The following is a 15,171-nucleotide window of genomic DNA, read 5'->3' as shown; positions in this document are numbered from 1 at the left end:
GCGAAATAGGGTAGGGGCTCAGGCCAAGGCAGCGGCGTACAGGTCGGGCTTGAAGCCGACCAGGGTACGCGCGCCAAGGTCGAGCACCGGGCGCTTGATCATCGACGGCTGGGCCAGCATCAGCTCGACGGCCTTGGCCTGGTCGAGGTCGGCCTTGCTGGCGTCGTCCAGCTTGCGGAAGGTGGTGCCGGCACGGTTGAGGATGACTTCCCAGCCGTGTTCGTCGCACCAGCGGTTCAGGCTGTCACGGTCGATGCCTTGGGTCTTGTAGTCGTGGAATTCGTAGGCGATGGCCTGGTCTTCGAGCCAGGTACGTGCCTTTTTCATGGTGTCACAGGCTTTTATGCCGTAGAGCGTGTAGGTCATTGTGTGCATTGGGGATCACAGGCGGCCCCAACCTCTCCGTTTTCCGATTTCAGTCGCGGGATTATGCGTGAACGATCCTGTGAGCGCCACGGGTGTGCATGTCTTGCGTCTCACAGGCACTGCAAGACTCAAGGCATGCATCTGCTAAGCGACAAGAGGTCGAACCTGCGCCACCGACAAACCGAAGTATCATCATGTTACATATTCATCCGCCACCTGCGACTATCGTGCAGCGGCCCTGAATCGCCCATCGCCGCTAACATATTGTTTCAATGGCGATGTTTCGCCCTGTTGTCGTTTCTGGTTCACAAAGGAAGCTTTCCCGGATGCAGTCCGCCTACACCGTCCTCATCCTGCTGACGCTGGTCAGCGTGTCGAAGCTGGTCGGCCGCATGATTCCGCTGCCCTTGCCGTTGGTACAGATCGCCGCCGGCGCCTTGCTTGCGTGGCCGACACTGGGCCTGCATGTGGCACTGGACCCCGAGCTGTTCCTGTTCCTGTTCCTGCCGCCGTTGCTGTTCGCCGATGGCTGGCGTATTCCCAAGCGCGAGTTGTGGCGCATTCGTGGGCCGGTGGTGGCGCTGGCCGTGGGTCTAGTGCTGTTTACCGTGGTCGGGGCGGGTTACTTCATTCACTGGCTGCTGCCGAGCATCCCTCTGCCCGTGGCGTTCGCCCTGGCCGCAGTGTTGTCGCCAACCGACGCCGTGGCGGTTTCGGCCATTACCCAGGACCGCCTGCCCACCCCGCTGATGCACATGCTCCAGGGCGAGGCCCTGATGAACGATGCCTCGGGCCTGGTGACCTTCAAGTTTGCCCTGGCGGCGGCGATCACCGGGGTGTTCTCGTTGACCGACGCAAGCTTCAGCTTCGTACTGGTCGCCCTGGGCGGCCTGGCGGTAGGCGTGGCCCTGAGCTGGCTGATCGGCCGCCTGCGTGCCTGGATGATTGCCCGCGGCTGGGACGACCCGGCCACCCACGTGGTGTTCATGTTGCTGCTGCCGTTCGCCGCCTACGTGCTGGCCGAGCGCCTGGGCGTGTCGGGCATCCTTTCGGCGGTGGCGGCCGGCATGATGCAGAGCTGGCTCGACCTGCTGCCACGGCAGACCAGCACCCGTCTGCTCAACCGCAGCGTGTGGTCGCTGCTGGAGTTCGCCTTCAACGGCCTGATCTTCCTGCTACTGGGCCTGCAACTGCCGGATATCATCAAGGCCGTGGTCAGCCATGAACCCACCGTCTGGCCGACCCTGGCCTGGCGCTGCCTGGACGTGGTGGCGATCTTTGTGGCGCTGATCTTGCTGCGGTTCATCTGGGTCCAGAGCATCTGGCGCTCGATCGGCGTGGTACGCCGCTGGCGCGGTAAGCCGGCGCTGGTGCTGATGCCCACGGCGCGCTCTTGCTGGTTGCTGACCCTGGGTGGGGTGCGCGGTGCGGTCACTCTGGCCGGCGTGATGTCGATCCCGTTGTTGATGGGTGCAGGCAAGGCCTTCCCGGAGCGTGACCTGCTGATCTTCATTGCGGCCGGGGTGATCCTGCTGTCGTTGATCAGTGCCTGTATCGCGCTGCCGCTGTTGCTGCGCGGGGTGACCAAGAGCCCGGACGAGCGCTTGCACCAGGAAGTGCAGGAGGCCTGGCGACGTACGGCCGAGGCGGCGATCCATGCGCTGGAGGCAGAGGAAGTGATCGACAGCAATGCGCCGCAGGATGCCGCGCAGGCGACCTTGGCGACCGAGTTGAAGGCGCGCTTGATGGCGGAATACCGCGATGAGCTGGACAGCTACAACGACAGCGCCGAAGCCAAGGCGCTGGCCGAGCAGATGGACCTGCTGGAGCGGCGTTTGCGCTTGCGGGCGCTGCGGGCGCAGCGGCTGGAGCTGTATGAGCTGCATCGCCAGCACCTGGTGGGGGATGAAGTGGTACGCCAGGTGCTCGGTGAGCTGGATATGAGTGAAGCGAACCTAGGGTCGGTCAGGTAGACCGCAGGGGCGCAAAGCGCCCCCCTTGAGCGAATCAGCGGTTCTGCAGAAATGCGCGAATCCGCTCTGCCGCCTCGATGCACTCGGCCAGCGGCGCAACCAGTGCCATGCGCACACGCCCGGCGCCCGGGTTCACGCCATCCACTTCGCGCGACAGGTACGACCCCGGCACCACCGTCACATGCTGGGCTTCGAACAGGTCGCGGGTGAACTCGGCATCGTCGCCTGGCACCTTGGCCCACAGGTAGAAGCTGCCATCCGGCCGCTGCACATCCAGCACCGGTTGCAGGATATCCAGCACGGCATCGTACTTGGCGCGGTACTGGTCGCGGTTCTCGCGCACATGCGTCTCGCCCTGCCAGGCAGCGATGCTGGCCAGCTGGGTTTGTACCGGCATGGCGCAGCCGTGGTAGGTACGGTACAGCAGGAACGGCTTGATGATCTCGGCGTCACCGGCGACGAAGCCCGAGCGCAGGCCCGGCAGGTTGGAGCGCTTGGACAGGCTGTGGAATACCACGCAGCGCTTGAAGTCGCTGCGGCCCAGTTCCGCACAGGCAGTCAGCAGGCCTGGTGGCGGGGCATCCTCGTCGAAGTACAGCTCGCTGTAGCATTCGTCGGCGGCAATCATGAAGTCGTGCTCGTCGGCCAGGGCAATCAGCTTCTTCAGGGTGCCCATCGGCACCAGTGCGCCGGTGGGGTTGCCCGGCGAACACAGGAACAGGATCTGGCAACGCTTCCACACTTCAGCCGGCACGGCGTCGAAGTCGGGGTTGAACCCGTTGCTCTCCAGGCACGGCAGGTAGTGCGGGGTAGCACCGGCCAGCAGCGCTGCGCCTTCGTAGATCTGGTAGAACGGGTTGGGGCTGACCACCAGGCCGTCATCGGCGCGGTTGACCACGGCCTGGGTGAAGGCGAACAGTGCTTCACGGGTGCCGTTGACCGGCAGGATGTGGCGGTCGGCATCCAGCCAGCCGGCCGGTACGCCGAAGCGCCGCTCGCACCACTGGCCGATGGCCTGGCGCAGGGCCGGCAGGCCGATGGTGCTTGGGTACACTGCCAGCTTGTCGAGGTTGTCGGCCATGGCCTGGGCGACGAACGCCGGCGATTCGTGCTTCGGCTCACCGATCGACAGGGCGATGGCGCGCTTGTCCGCCGCAGGCGCAACGCTGCCCAGCAGGGCGCGGAGTTTTTCGAACGGGTAGGGCTGAAGCTGGGTCAAGGCATGGTTCATCGGCGCAAGGTCTCGTCAATCGTCTAATCGTTAAAAGGTCACGCGGGTAGGGCTGGCATCGCTGGCCTGGCCGGCCTGCAACTGCTGGACGATGGCCTCCTGCAGTCGGCTGCACAGCTGTGGGTCGGACAGCGGCTGGTTGTCGGCATCGGTGATGAAGAAAACGTCTTCCACCCGCTCGCCAAGGGTGGCGATCTTGGCGTTCTGCAGCGACAGGTCAAACTCCAGGAAGATGCGCCCCAGCCGGGCCAGCAGGCCTGGGCGGTCGGGCGCGGTGATTTCGAGGATGGTCACCGGACGCTGGGCATCGTTGAGGATGGTCACCTGTGGCGGGAAGTCGAAGTGCTTGAGCTGGCGCGGTACCCGGCGCTGGATGATGGTCGGGTAGTCCTCGGGGTTGCGCAGCGCTTCGGTCAGGCCGTCGCGGATCTGCTTGACCCGCTGCGGGTTGTCGCCGATCGAGCCGCCGTCGTTGTCCAGCACGATGTAGGTGTCGAGGGTGAACTGGCTGCTCGAGGTGATGATCCGCGCGTCATGAATGTTCAGGTTCAGCTGCGACATCGCCGCCACCGTCACGGCGAAGAAGTCGTGCTGGTCGGGGGCATAGATGAAGATCTGCGTGCCACCCTCGAACTCGCGCTGGGTGGTTTCCTTGATCAGCACCAGCGGCCCGCCATCGGCCGGCTGCTGGAGGATCGCGTCACTGTGCCAGGCCACATCGGCGGCGGTGTGCTTGAGGAAGTAGTCATCGCCCAGCTGCGACCACAGCTGCTCGACGTCGTCCGGGTCTGTGCCTTCGCGCACCAGGATATCCAGCGCCGCCGTTTGGGTCTGGCGAATCTGCTCCTCGCGGTCCAGCGGGTTTTCCAGGCCACGGCGCAGGGCGCGCTTGGTCTCGGTGTACAACTGGCGCAGCAGGCTGGCCCGCCACGAGTTCCACAGGCTGGGGTTGGTTGCGTTGATATCGGCCACGGTCAGCACGTACAGGTAGTCCAGGCGCGTCTCGTCACCCACGTGCAGGGCAAAATCGTTGATCACCTGAGGGTCGGACAGGTCTTTGCGCTGGGCGGTGGTCGACATCACCAGATGGTTCTGCACCAGCCAGACGATCAGTCGGCTGTCCCAGGCGGGCAACTGGTGGCGTTCGCAGAACTTCTTCGCATCCACCGCACCCAGCTCGGAATGGTCGCCCTGGCGGCCCTTGCCGATGTCGTGGTACAGGCCGGCCAGGTAGATCAGCTCGGGCTTGGGCAGGCGGCCCATGAGCTTGCTGGCCAGCGGGAATTTCTCGGACACCGGCGTGTATTGCAGCTTGCGCAGGTGCTTGATGAGGTTGAGGGTGTGCGCATCGACCGTATAGATGTGGAACAGGTCGTGCTGCATCTGCCCGACGATCAGGCCGAACTCCGGCAGGTAGCGTCCAAGGATGCCGTAGCGGTTCATCCGCCGCAGGTTGCGGTGGATGCCGATTTCGCACTTGAACAGCTCGATGAACAGGCTGGTGTTGCGGATATCGGTGCGGAAGGTATCGTCGATCAGGTGCCTGTGTTCGCGCAGCAGCCGCACGGTATCGGCGCGTACGCCCTTGATCTCGGGGTGCTGGGCCATCAGCACGAAGATTTCCAGCATGGCGAACGGCGTGCGTTTGAACACGTTCGGCCTGGCCGCTTCTATATAACCGTCATGCAGGCGGAAGCGCGCATTCAGCGGCTGGGTGGTGCCGCTGTCGTCATCGGCGAGGATGACCTCCTCGAAGTGCTGGATGATCAGGTCGCACAGCTGGCTGATGCTCATCACCACCCGGTAGTACTGCTGCATGAACTGCTCGATCGCCCGCTTGGGGTTGTCGTCGCTGTAGCCCAGCAGTGCGGCGATGCTGCGCTGGTGGTCGAACAGCAGGCGGTCCTCGGCGCGCCCGGCCAGCATGTGCAAGGCGTAGCGCACCTTCCACAGGAAGTCCTGGGACGAGGCCAGCAGCTCGTTCTCGCTTTCCAGCAGGAAACCTTCGCCGGCCAGCGCGTGCAGGTTGAGGGTGCCGTACTGGCGCCGGGCCACCCACAGCACCGTCTGGATGTCCCGCAGGCCACCTGGCGAGCCTTTCACATTGGGTTCGAGGTTGTACTCGGTGTCGTTGTACTTGTGGTGACGGGCCTTGAGTTCGGCCCGCTTGGCCAGGAAGAAATCCTTGCTCGGCCACATGTGCGCAGTACTGGTCACCTCCAGCATGCGCTGGCGCAGGGCTTCGGGGCCGGCAACGGTGCGGCTTTCCATCAGGTTGGTGATGACCGTCAGGTCGGCGCGGGCCTGCTCGGCGCACTCGTCGACGGTACGCACGCTCTGGCCAACTTCCAGGCCGATGTCCCACAGCAGGGTGAGAAAACGCTCGATGGCGTCGCGGTACTGCTCGTGTTCGGCAGCACCCAGCAGGATCAGCAGGTCGATGTCCGAATGCGGGTGCAGCTCACCGCGGCCGTAGCCACCCACCGCGACCAGGGCGATGCCGCTCTGGTCGCCCCAGTCGAACTGGTTCCAGGCCTGTTGCAGGATGTTGTCGACGAGCCAGGCGCGGGCCTCGATCAGTGGGCGGATGTCGCTGCCACTGCGGAAACGCTTGTCGAGCACCTCGCCGGCCTGGCGGATGGCTTTCTTGAAGGCGGCGATGGGGCTCGCCTTGAGGGCCAGTTCCGCCTGGAACTGGCCGCGGTCGAACAGCTCGGGATCCACCTGGGGCATCGCGTCACGTTCCTGTCGTGGGGGTGGCCTGTCGGAGTGCGGTCAGGCCGAGGTGCGCGGGATGGTGTCGTCCTTGCGCAGGGTGAAGATCTCGTAGCCGGTCGCAGTCACTACCAGGGTATGCTCCCACTGGGCCGAGAGCTTGCGGTCCTTGGTGATGGCGGTCCAGCCGTCGCCCAGCACCTTGGTGTCGGCCTTGCCCTGGTTGATCATCGGCTCGATGGTGAAGGTCATGCCTTCCTTCAGCTCCATGCCAGTGCCAGCGCGGCCGTAGTGCAGGATCTGCGGCTCCTCGTGGAACACCTTGCCGATGCCGTGGCCGCAGAACTCGCGCACTACCGAGAAGCCGTTCTTTTCAGCGTGCTTCTGGATCACTTCGCCGATGTCGCCCAGGCGGCAGCCCGGCTTGACCAGTTCGATGGCCTTGTACATGCACTCCTGGGTGACCTTGGACAGGCGCTCCGCCCATACCGGCACGGTGCCGACGTGGAACATGCGGCTGGTGTCGCCGTGGTAGCCGTCCTTGATCACGGTGACGTCGATGTTCAGCGTGTCACCGTCCTTGAGTGGCTTGTCGTTGGGGATGCCGTGGCAGACCACATGGTTGATCGAGGTGCAGATCGACTTCGGGTAGCCCTTGTAGTTGAGCGGCGCCGGGATGGCCTGCTGGACGTTGACGATGTAGTCGTGGCAGAGGCGGTCCAGCTCTTCGGTGGTGACACCGGGCTTGACGTGTTCCTCGATCATTTCCAGCACCTCGGCGGCCAGGCGGCCGGCGATGCGCATCTTCTCGATGTCTTCTGCGGTCTTGATGGTGACGGTCATTACAGGCTCTCTACAGCGCCGTGCACGGCGCGAACAAACGGGAAAGGCCGGATTCTAGCAGAGCAGGGCGCCGATCGGTCGGGATAAAGGCGGCCATGCTGCTGTCTATAGCTGGCATTCTGGCGCGAAAGCCGGGGTGCTGCAAAAGCCGCTGACGGACGCAACAGCATTCGGGTTCCGTTCGGCCGCGGTCTGTGGTATAAAATGCGCCGCTTTCGGGGACGACCCCGTCAGCACTTAACCCACACACGTGTCGACACGATGACCTGGGTGCCCCGAGTTGCAGAATTCGCGGGTTGGTCATTGGGATACGTGGAGGCCCAACCCGACTTATCAAGGAACTATCATGTCCCAAGTCAACATGCGCGATATGCTGAAGGCCGGTGTGCACTTCGGCCACCAGACCCGTTACTGGAACCCGAAAATGGGCAAGTACATTTTCGGCGCGCGTAACAAGATCCACATCGTCAACCTGGAAAAAACCCTGCCGATGTTCAACGACGCTCTGGCGTTCGTAGAGCGCCTGGCCCAGGGCAAGAACAAGATCCTGTTCGTCGGCACCAAGCGTTCCGCCGGCAAGATCGTCGCCGAGCAAGCTGCTCGTTGCGGTTCGCCGTACGTTGACCACCGTTGGTTGGGCGGCATGCTGACCAACTACAAGACCATCCGCGCTTCGATCAAGCGTCTGCGCGACCTGGAAACCCAGGCCGAAGACGGCACTTTCGCCAAGCTGACCAAGAAAGAAGCCCTGATGCGCTCCCGCGACCTGGAAAAACTGGATCGCAGCCTGGGCGGCATCAAGGACATGGGCGGTCTGCCAGACGCACTGTTCGTTATCGACGTTGATCACGAGCGCATCGCGATCACCGAAGCCAACAAGCTGGGCATCCCGGTTATCGGCGTTGTCGATACCAACAGCAGCCCGGAAGGTGTTGACTACATCATCCCAGGTAACGATGACGCCATCCGCGCTATCGAGCTGTACATGACTTCGATGGCTGACGCAGTCATCCGCGGCCGTAACAACGTTGCCGGCGGCACCGAAGTTTACGCTGAAGAAGCGGCTGCACCTGCTGCCGAGTAATTAGACGCTAGCGTCGACTTGGCACGCAAAAAGGGGGCTCTGCCCCCTTTTTGCCACCTTGAAATCCTGCTGTCAGCATCGGCCCCGCATCATGGGCTCGCTGAGATAAATACAGCGGATTTGCAGAATTGAACGCCCGTGACGAGCGGGTGGAATGGTTGAAAAACTTTCCAAGAGGATTTTGAAATGGCAGCAATTACTGCAGCGCTGGTCAAAGAACTGCGCGAGCGTACCGGCGAAGGCATGATGGATTGCAAGAAGGCCCTGGAAAAGGCCGGCGGCGACATCGAAAAAGCCATTGACGACATGCGTGCCTCGGGCGCCATCAAGGCCGCCAAAAAGGCTGGCAACGTCGCTGCTGAAGGCGCTATCGCCGTCAAGACCGACGGTAAATCCGCCGTCCTGCTGGAAGTGAACTCGCAGACCGACTTCCTGGCCCTGCAAGACGACTTCAAGAACTTCGTTGCCGACAGCATCGAAGAAGCCTTCGCCCAGAAGCTGACCGACGCCGCCCCGCTGATCGCATCGCGTGAAGCTGCTCGTGAAGCCCTGGTTGCCAAGTGCGGCGAGAACGTCAACATCCGTCGCCTGGTGCGCGTCGAAGGTGACGTTGTCGGTGCCTACCTGCACGGCAACAAGATCGGCGCTGCCGTTGTCCTGAAAGGCGGCGACATCGAGCTGGCGAAGAACATCGCCATGCACGTTGCGGCTTCGAACCCTGAGTTCCTGGATTCGTCGGAAATCTCCGCTGAAGCCATCGAGCGCGAGAAGAACGTCTTCCTGCAGCTGAACGCCGACAAGATCGCTGGCAAGCCGGAAAACATCGTTGAGAACATGATCAACGGCCGTATCACCAAGTTCAAGGCCGAAGCCTCGCTGAAAGAGCAAGCCTTCGTAATGAACCCGGAAGTCAAGGTTGGCGAGCTGGCCAAGAAAGCCGGTGCTGAAATCGTTTCCTTCACCTACTTCAAGGTCGGTGAAGGCATCGAGAAGCCAGTCGACGACTTCGCTGCTGAAGTTGCCGCTCAGGTAGCTGCTGCCAAGCAGTAAGACAGCCCCGTCTGTCGCCCCGAAGAGGCTGCCCGCTCACGCGCGCAGCCTCTTTGTCAAAACGGCGAAGGGTTTATAAAACCTGCCGCCGCTGGCACCAAGACGGTGCCACGCTACAGTTAGCAGGCTGCAAACAGCCCGCACGAATTTTCTAAAAGTACGCCGCAGGAGAGACTCGCAATGGCTCAGCAGGTGAGTGGTCGCCAACCTCGCTATAAACGCATTTTGCTCAAACTTAGCGGCGAGGCCCTGATGGGCTCGGAAGACTTCGGGATCGACCCGAAAGTGCTGGATCGCATGGCCCTGGAAGTTGGCCAGCTGGTAGGGATCGGTGTCCAGGTCGGCCTGGTGATCGGTGGTGGCAACCTGTTCCGCGGCGCCGCGCTCAGCGCAGCCGGCATGGACCGCGTCACCGGTGACCACATGGGCATGCTGGCCACCGTGATGAACGGCCTGGCCATGCGCGACGCGCTGGAGCGTTCGAACATCCCGGCCCTGGTCATGTCGGCCATTTCCATGGTCGGTGTCACCGATCATTACGATCGTCGCAAAGCTATTCGCCACCTCAACTCCGGGGATGTGGTAATTTTCTCCGCCGGTACCGGCAACCCGTTCTTCACCACCGACTCCGCGGCCTGTCTGCGCGCTATCGAAATCGATGCCGATGTGGTGCTGAAGGCGACCAAGGTCGATGGTGTGTACACTGCCGATCCATTCAAGGACCCGCATGCCGAGAAGTTCGATCACCTGACCTACGACGAGGTCCTGGATCGCAAGCTGGGTGTGATGGACCTGACCGCAATCTGCCTGTGCCGTGACCACAAGATGCCATTGCGGGTATTCAACATGAACAAGCCTGGCGCCCTGCTGAACATCGTGGTGGGTGGCGCTGAAGGTACTCTGATCGAGGAAGGCCAAGCATGATCAACGACATCAAGAAAGACGCGCAGGAGCGCATGACCAAGTCCCTCGAGGCCCTGGCCCGCAACCTGGCGGCAATCCGCACCGGTCGCGCCCACCCGAGCATTCTGGACAGCGTCAAGGTCCCGGCCTGGGGTAGCGAGATGCCGCTGAACCAGGTGGCCGCGATCACCGTCGAAGATGCCCGCACCCTGAAGATCGTCGCCCACGACAAGAACCTCAGCGCTGCCATCGAGAAGGCCATCCTCACCTCCGATCTGGGCCTGAACCCGTCCAGCGCCGGTACCACCATCCGTGTGCCGATGCCGGCCCTGACCGAGGAAACCCGCAAGGGCTACACCAAGCAGGCCAGCGGCGTTGCCGAGGATGCCAAGGTAGCCGTGCGCAACGTGCGCCGTGACGCCCTGGCCGACCTTAAGAAACTGACCAAGGACAAGGAAATCAGCGAAGACGAAGAGCGTCGTGCCGCTGACGAGATCCAGAAGCTCACCGACAAGTACGTTGCCGAAGTCGATGCTGCCTTCAAAGCCAAGGAAAAGGACCTGATGGCCGTCTAAGGCCGGGGTTTTTTAATGGAAAAGACCAAGCCAGCGGCGCCGTCCTCGGTGCCGCGTCATGTCGCGATCATCATGGATGGCAACAACCGCTGGGCGAAAAAGCGCCTGTTGCCCGGCGTTGCCGGGCACAAGGCGGGTGTCGACGCCGTTCGCGCGGTCATCGAAGTCTGTGCCGAGTCCGGGGTCGAGGTACTGACCCTGTTCGCCTTCTCCAGCGAGAACTGGCAGCGCCCCGCCGAAGAGGTCGGTGCGTTGATGGAGCTGTTCTTCTCGGCCCTGCGCCGCGAGGCCAAGCGCCTGAACGAGAACAACATCAGCCTGCGTATCATCGGTGACCGTTCGCGTTTCCATCCCGAGCTGCAGGCCGCCATGCGCGAGGCCGAGGCGCTGACCGCCGGCAACAACCGCTTCATCCTGCAGATCGCGGCCAACTACGGTGGCCAGTGGGACATCGCCCAGGCCGCACAGCGGTTGGCGCGGGAGGTGCAAGCCGGGCACCTGCGTCCGGAAGACATCACCCCGGGTCTGCTGCAGACCTGCCTGGCAACCGGCGAGCTGCCGCTGCCGGACCTGTGCATCCGCACGGGTGGCGAGCACCGCATCAGCAACTTCCTGTTGTGGCAGCTGGCCTACGCCGAGCTGTACTTCTCCGACCTCTACTGGCCGGACTTCAAACACGAGGCCATGCGCAACGCCCTGGCCGATTTCGCTTCGCGCCAGCGCCGCTTCGGTAAGACCAGCGAGCAGGTCGAGGCTGGAGCTCGTGCTTAATGCTTAAACAACGCATCATTACCGCGCTGATCCTGCTGCCGATCGCGCTGGGTGGCTTCTTCCTGCTCAACGGTGGGGATTTCGCCCTGTTCATCGGCTTCGTGGTGACCCTCGGTGCCTGGGAGTGGGCGCGCCTGGCCGGGCTCATGGCCCAACCGCTGCGCATCGCCTATGCCGTGGTCGTCGCCGGAGCGCTGATGTTGCTGTACATCCTTCCGGAGCTGGCGCCCTGGGTGCTGGGCGCCGCGGTGATCTGGTGGGGGTTGGCCACCTGGCTGGTGCTTACCTATCCGCGCAGCAGTGAACTCTGGGCCAGTGCCGCCTGTCGGTTGCTGATCGGCCTGCTGGTATTGCTGCCGGCCTGGCAGGGGCTGGTGTTGCTCAAGCACTGGCCGCTGGGGAACTGGCTGATCCTGTCGGTCATGGTGTTGGTGTGGGCTGCCGATATTGGCGCGTACTTCTCCGGCCGTGCCTTCGGCAAGCGCAAGCTGGCGCCTCAGGTCAGCCCTGGCAAGAGCTGGGAAGGCGTGTATGGCGGCCTGGCGGTCAGTCTGGTGATCACCCTGGTGGTCGGTATCAGCCGCGACTGGGGCTTCGGGCAGATCCTGCTGGGCCTGCTGAGTGCCGCGCTGGTGGTCATGTCTTCGGTGGTCGGTGACCTGACCGAAAGCATGTTCAAGCGCCGTTCGGGCATCAAGGACAGCAGCAACCTGCTGCCTGGCCATGGTGGGGTGCTCGACCGCATCGACAGCCTGACCGCGGCGATCCCGGTTTTCGCCGTGCTGCTGTGGGCCGCCGAATGGGGTGTGATGTGAGCCGTCCGCAGCGTATTACCGTGCTCGGGGCCACCGGCTCCATCGGCCTGAGCACGCTGGATGTCATCGCGCGCCATCCCGACCGTTACCAGGTGTTCGCCCTGAGTGGCTATTCGCGTATCGAGGAATTGCAGGCCCTGTGCGTGCTCCACCGCCCGGCATTCGCCGTGGTGCCGAGCGCCGAGGCGGCCGCGCGACTGCGCGACAGCCTGGCTGCGGCGGGGTGCGTCACCGAGGTGCTGGAAGGCGAGGCCGGGTTGTGTCAGGTGGCGGCTGCGTCGGAAGTGGACGCGGTGATGGCGGCCATCGTCGGCGCCGCCGGCCTGCGCCCCACCCTGGCGGCGGTCGAGGCGGGCAAGAAGGTGTTGCTGGCCAACAAGGAGGCGCTGGTCATGTCCGGCGCGCTGTTCATGGAGGCGGTGCGGCGCAGTGGCGCCGTGCTGCTGCCGATCGACAGCGAGCACAATGCGATCTTCCAGTGCATGCCCGGCGACTACGCGCGCGGCCTGAGTGCAGTCGGCGTGCGCCGGATCCTGCTCACCGCATCCGGCGGCCCGTTCCGCGAGACGCCTGTAGAGGCGCTGCTGGACGTCACCCCGGAACAGGCCTGTGCGCACCCCAACTGGTCCATGGGGCGCAAGATTTCAGTGGATTCGGCCAGCATGATGAACAAGGGCCTGGAACTGATCGAGGCCTGCTGGTTGTTCGATGCCGCACCGGCCAGGGTCGAGGTGGTGGTGCACCCGCAGAGCGTGATCCACTCCCTGGTGGATTATGTCGACGGTTCGGTGCTGGCGCAGCTGGGTAACCCGGACATGCGCACACCCATCGCCAACGCCCTGGCCTGGCCCGAGCGGATCGATTCCGGGGTGGCGCCGCTGGACCTGTTCGCCATCGCCCGTCTGGATTTCCAGGCGCCCGACGAGCAGCGCTTCCCTTGCCTGCGCCTTGCGCGGCAGGCTGCCGAGGCTGGCAACAGCGCACCGGCCGTGCTCAATGCAGCCAACGAGGTTGCGGTCGATGCATTTCTCCAGCGGCGTATCCGCTTTCCGGAGATCGCGGGTATGATCGAACAGGTGCTCGATCAGGAGCCCGTCGTACCGCTGCCGTCGCTGGACGCGGTGTTCGCCGCCGATCAGCGTGCCCGGGAGCTTTCCCGTGAGTGGCTGAGGCGTCACGGTCGCTGATGCAGGCCCACCATGGTTCACGAGGGGGCTGGGCATGATGCCAGCCCGCTGAACATCATTCGGAGATGGATATGACAGCGCTCTACATGATTATCGGCACCCTCGTAGCCTTGGGTGTACTGGTCACTTTCCATGAATTCGGCCACTTCTGGGTGGCGCGCCGCTGCGGTGTCAAGGTGCTGCGCTTCTCGGTGGGCTTCGGCACGCCATTGCTGCGCTGGCATGACCGCCATGGCACCGAGTTCGTGATCGCTGCGATCCCGCTGGGTGGTTACGTCAAGATGCTCGACGAGCGCGAGGGTGACGTGCCGCCGGCGCTGATCGAGCAGTCGTTCAATCGCAAGTCCGTGCGCCAGCGCATCGCGATCGTCGCGGCGGGCCCGGTTGCCAACTTCCTGCTGGCCATCCTGTTCTTCTGGGTGCTGGCGATGCTGGGTACCCAGCAAATCCGCCCGGTGATCGGTGCGGTCGATGCTGGCAGCCTGGCAGCATCGGCAGGCCTGACCGCAGGTCAGGAAATCGTCTCCATCGACGGCAAACCGACCAATGGTTGGTCTGCGGTCAACCTGCAGCTGGTTCGTCGTCTGGGCGAGAGTGGCACCCTGCAGGTTGGCGTGCGTGAAGAGGGCGCCAGCGCCGAGCGCCAGCTACAGGTGAAGCTGGACAGCTGGCTCAAGGGCGCCGACGAGCCGGACCCGATCCAATCCCTTGGGCTGCACCCTTGGCGCCCGGCCATTGTGCCGGTGTTGGCAGAGATCGATCCCAAGGGGCCAGCTGCCGCAGCGGGCCTGAAAACCGGTGACAAGCTGCTGGCCCTCGATGGTGTAGCAGTGGGCGAATGGCAGCAGGTGGTCGATGCTGTGCGGGCTCGACCGCAAGCCAAGGTAGTGGTGCGGGTCGAGCGCGACGGTACTGCGCTGGACGTCCCTGTTACCCTGGCGCGCAAGGGCGAGGGCAAGGCGGCTGGCGGGTATCTTGGCGCAGGGGTAAAGGGTGGCGAATGGCCTGCAAACATGCTCCGCGAAGTCAGCTACGGCCCGCTGGATGCAGTGGGGGAGGGCTTGTCACGTACCTGGAACATGAGCGTCCTGACCCTTGAATCGCTGAAGAAAATGCTGTTCGGGGAGCTCTCGGTAAAAAACTTGAGCGGACCGATAACCATTGCTAAAGTGGCGGGCGCTTCAGCCCAGTCCGGCGTGGGGGATTTCCTGAATTTCCTGGCCTACCTGAGCATAAGCCTGGGGGTTCTTAACCTGCTGCCCATCCCGGTTCTGGATGGGGGGCATTTGCTGTTTTACCTGGTCGAGTGGGCGCGCGGTCGTCCTCTGTCGGATCGGGTGCAAGGTTGGGGGGTCCAGATCGGTATCAGTTTGGTCATAGGGGTGATGTTGCTCGCTCTGATCAACGATCTGGGTCGACTATAAAGCTTCGCTCAATTGCGAAACCTGCCGTCTTGTCGCGGCGGGCTGTTTATTGCCAGTTGGAATAAAAGGACTTCATGAAACGTCTGCTGCTAACTGCGGTCATGTCCGCACTGATGATCGCTGAAGTTCACGCCGAGTCCTTCACCATCTCCGATATCCGCGTCAACGGCCTGCAGCGGGTTTCCGCCGGCAGTGTCTTCGGTGCCTTGCCGCTGAACGTCGGCGACCAGGCCG

Annotated in this window: 13 protein-coding genes and 1 pseudogene; 10 read left to right on the top strand and 4 right to left on the bottom strand. The window is 63.4% G+C overall.

The window, feature by feature from the left end:
• Window positions 1-18 precede the first annotated feature (18 nt).
• A complete protein-coding gene (locus ACK1U9_RS23045) occupies window positions 19-366 on the bottom strand; it encodes an ArsC family reductase (RefSeq protein WP_075043977.1) in 348 nt (115 codons plus the stop codon).
• A gap of 326 nt (window positions 367-692) precedes the next feature.
• Here ACK1U9_RS23045 and ACK1U9_RS23040 point away from each other — a divergent pair, with 326 nt between their 5' ends.
• On the top strand, window positions 693-2,339 hold the full coding sequence (locus ACK1U9_RS23040; protein WP_013971247.1) for a Na+/H+ antiporter: 1,647 nt from the start codon (window positions 693-695) through the stop codon (window positions 2,337-2,339).
• Between the two features lie 34 nt (window positions 2,340-2,373).
• Here ACK1U9_RS23040 and dapC read toward each other — a convergent pair whose 3' ends face one another.
• Genes dapC through map form a run of 3 tightly spaced genes read right to left on the bottom strand, consistent with a single transcriptional unit; the run spans window position 2,374 to window position 7,128 of the window.
• Window positions 2,374-3,570, bottom strand: coding sequence for a succinyldiaminopimelate transaminase (gene dapC / locus ACK1U9_RS23035; protein WP_449110205.1), 1,197 nt, complete (start codon window positions 3,568-3,570; stop codon window positions 2,374-2,376).
• A 30-nt stretch (window positions 3,571-3,600) separates the two neighbouring features.
• Window positions 3,601-6,303 carry a [protein-PII] uridylyltransferase gene (locus ACK1U9_RS23030; RefSeq protein ID WP_046616138.1) on the bottom strand — a complete coding sequence of 901 codons (2,703 nt, stop codon included), beginning with the start codon at window positions 6,301-6,303 and terminating at the stop codon, window positions 3,601-3,603.
• Window positions 6,304-6,345: 42 nt separating this feature from the next.
• Complete coding sequence (gene map, locus ACK1U9_RS23025) at window positions 6,346-7,128, bottom strand: type I methionyl aminopeptidase (protein WP_004375406.1); 783 nt, start codon at window positions 7,126-7,128, stop codon at window positions 6,346-6,348.
• 346 nt (window positions 7,129-7,474) lie between these two features.
• On the opposite strand from map, the gene rpsB reads away from it, so the two are divergent.
• The 9 genes and pseudogenes from rpsB to ACK1U9_RS22980 all read left to right on the top strand — a co-directional run.
• A complete protein-coding gene (gene rpsB / locus ACK1U9_RS23020) occupies window positions 7,475-8,212 on the top strand; it encodes a 30S ribosomal protein S2 (RefSeq protein WP_046616139.1) in 738 nt (245 codons plus the stop codon).
• A gap of 186 nt (window positions 8,213-8,398) precedes the next feature.
• Window positions 8,399-9,262, top strand: coding sequence for a translation elongation factor Ts (tsf, locus tag ACK1U9_RS23015; protein WP_046616140.1), 864 nt, complete (start codon window positions 8,399-8,401; stop codon window positions 9,260-9,262).
• A gap of 180 nt (window positions 9,263-9,442) precedes the next feature.
• Entirely contained in the window at window positions 9,443-10,186 is a 744-nt protein-coding gene (gene pyrH / locus ACK1U9_RS23010; protein ID WP_003252294.1) for a UMP kinase, read from the top strand.
• Window positions 10,183-10,740, top strand: a complete 558-nt coding sequence (gene frr / locus ACK1U9_RS23005; RefSeq protein ID WP_025337974.1) for a ribosome recycling factor — start codon at window positions 10,183-10,185, stop codon at window positions 10,738-10,740. Before pyrH ends, frr begins: the two co-directional genes overlap by 4 nt.
• Window positions 10,741-10,755: 15 nt before the next feature.
• The gene (gene uppS, locus ACK1U9_RS23000; protein WP_015269194.1) at window positions 10,756-11,511 is read left to right on the top strand and encodes a polyprenyl diphosphate synthase; all 756 of its coding nucleotides are present in this window, start codon (window positions 10,756-10,758) and stop codon (window positions 11,509-11,511) included.
• A complete protein-coding gene (locus ACK1U9_RS22995) occupies window positions 11,511-12,326 on the top strand; it encodes a phosphatidate cytidylyltransferase (protein ID WP_046616141.1) in 816 nt (271 codons plus the stop codon). Before uppS ends, ACK1U9_RS22995 begins: the two co-directional genes overlap by 1 nt.
• Window positions 12,323-13,513 (top strand): 1-deoxy-D-xylulose-5-phosphate reductoisomerase, encoded by a 1,191-nt coding sequence (gene ispC / locus ACK1U9_RS22990; RefSeq protein WP_046616144.1) that lies wholly within the window; start codon window positions 12,323-12,325, stop codon window positions 13,511-13,513. The genes ACK1U9_RS22995 and ispC overlap by 4 nt, the downstream gene beginning before the upstream one ends.
• A gap of 71 nt (window positions 13,514-13,584) precedes the next feature.
• Window positions 13,585-14,937: an RIP metalloprotease RseP gene (rseP, locus tag ACK1U9_RS22985; protein WP_046616146.1), complete on the top strand. Its 1,353-nt coding sequence runs from the start codon at window positions 13,585-13,587 to the stop codon at window positions 14,935-14,937.
• A gap of 74 nt (window positions 14,938-15,011) precedes the next feature.
• Window positions 15,012-15,171 (top strand): annotated as a pseudogene (locus tag ACK1U9_RS22980) (POTRA domain-containing protein); the annotation flags it as partial.

The sequence above is a fragment of the Pseudomonas sp. XP1 genome, from assembly GCF_053557675.1.
This window is presented reverse-complemented; position numbering and strand designations above follow the sequence as displayed.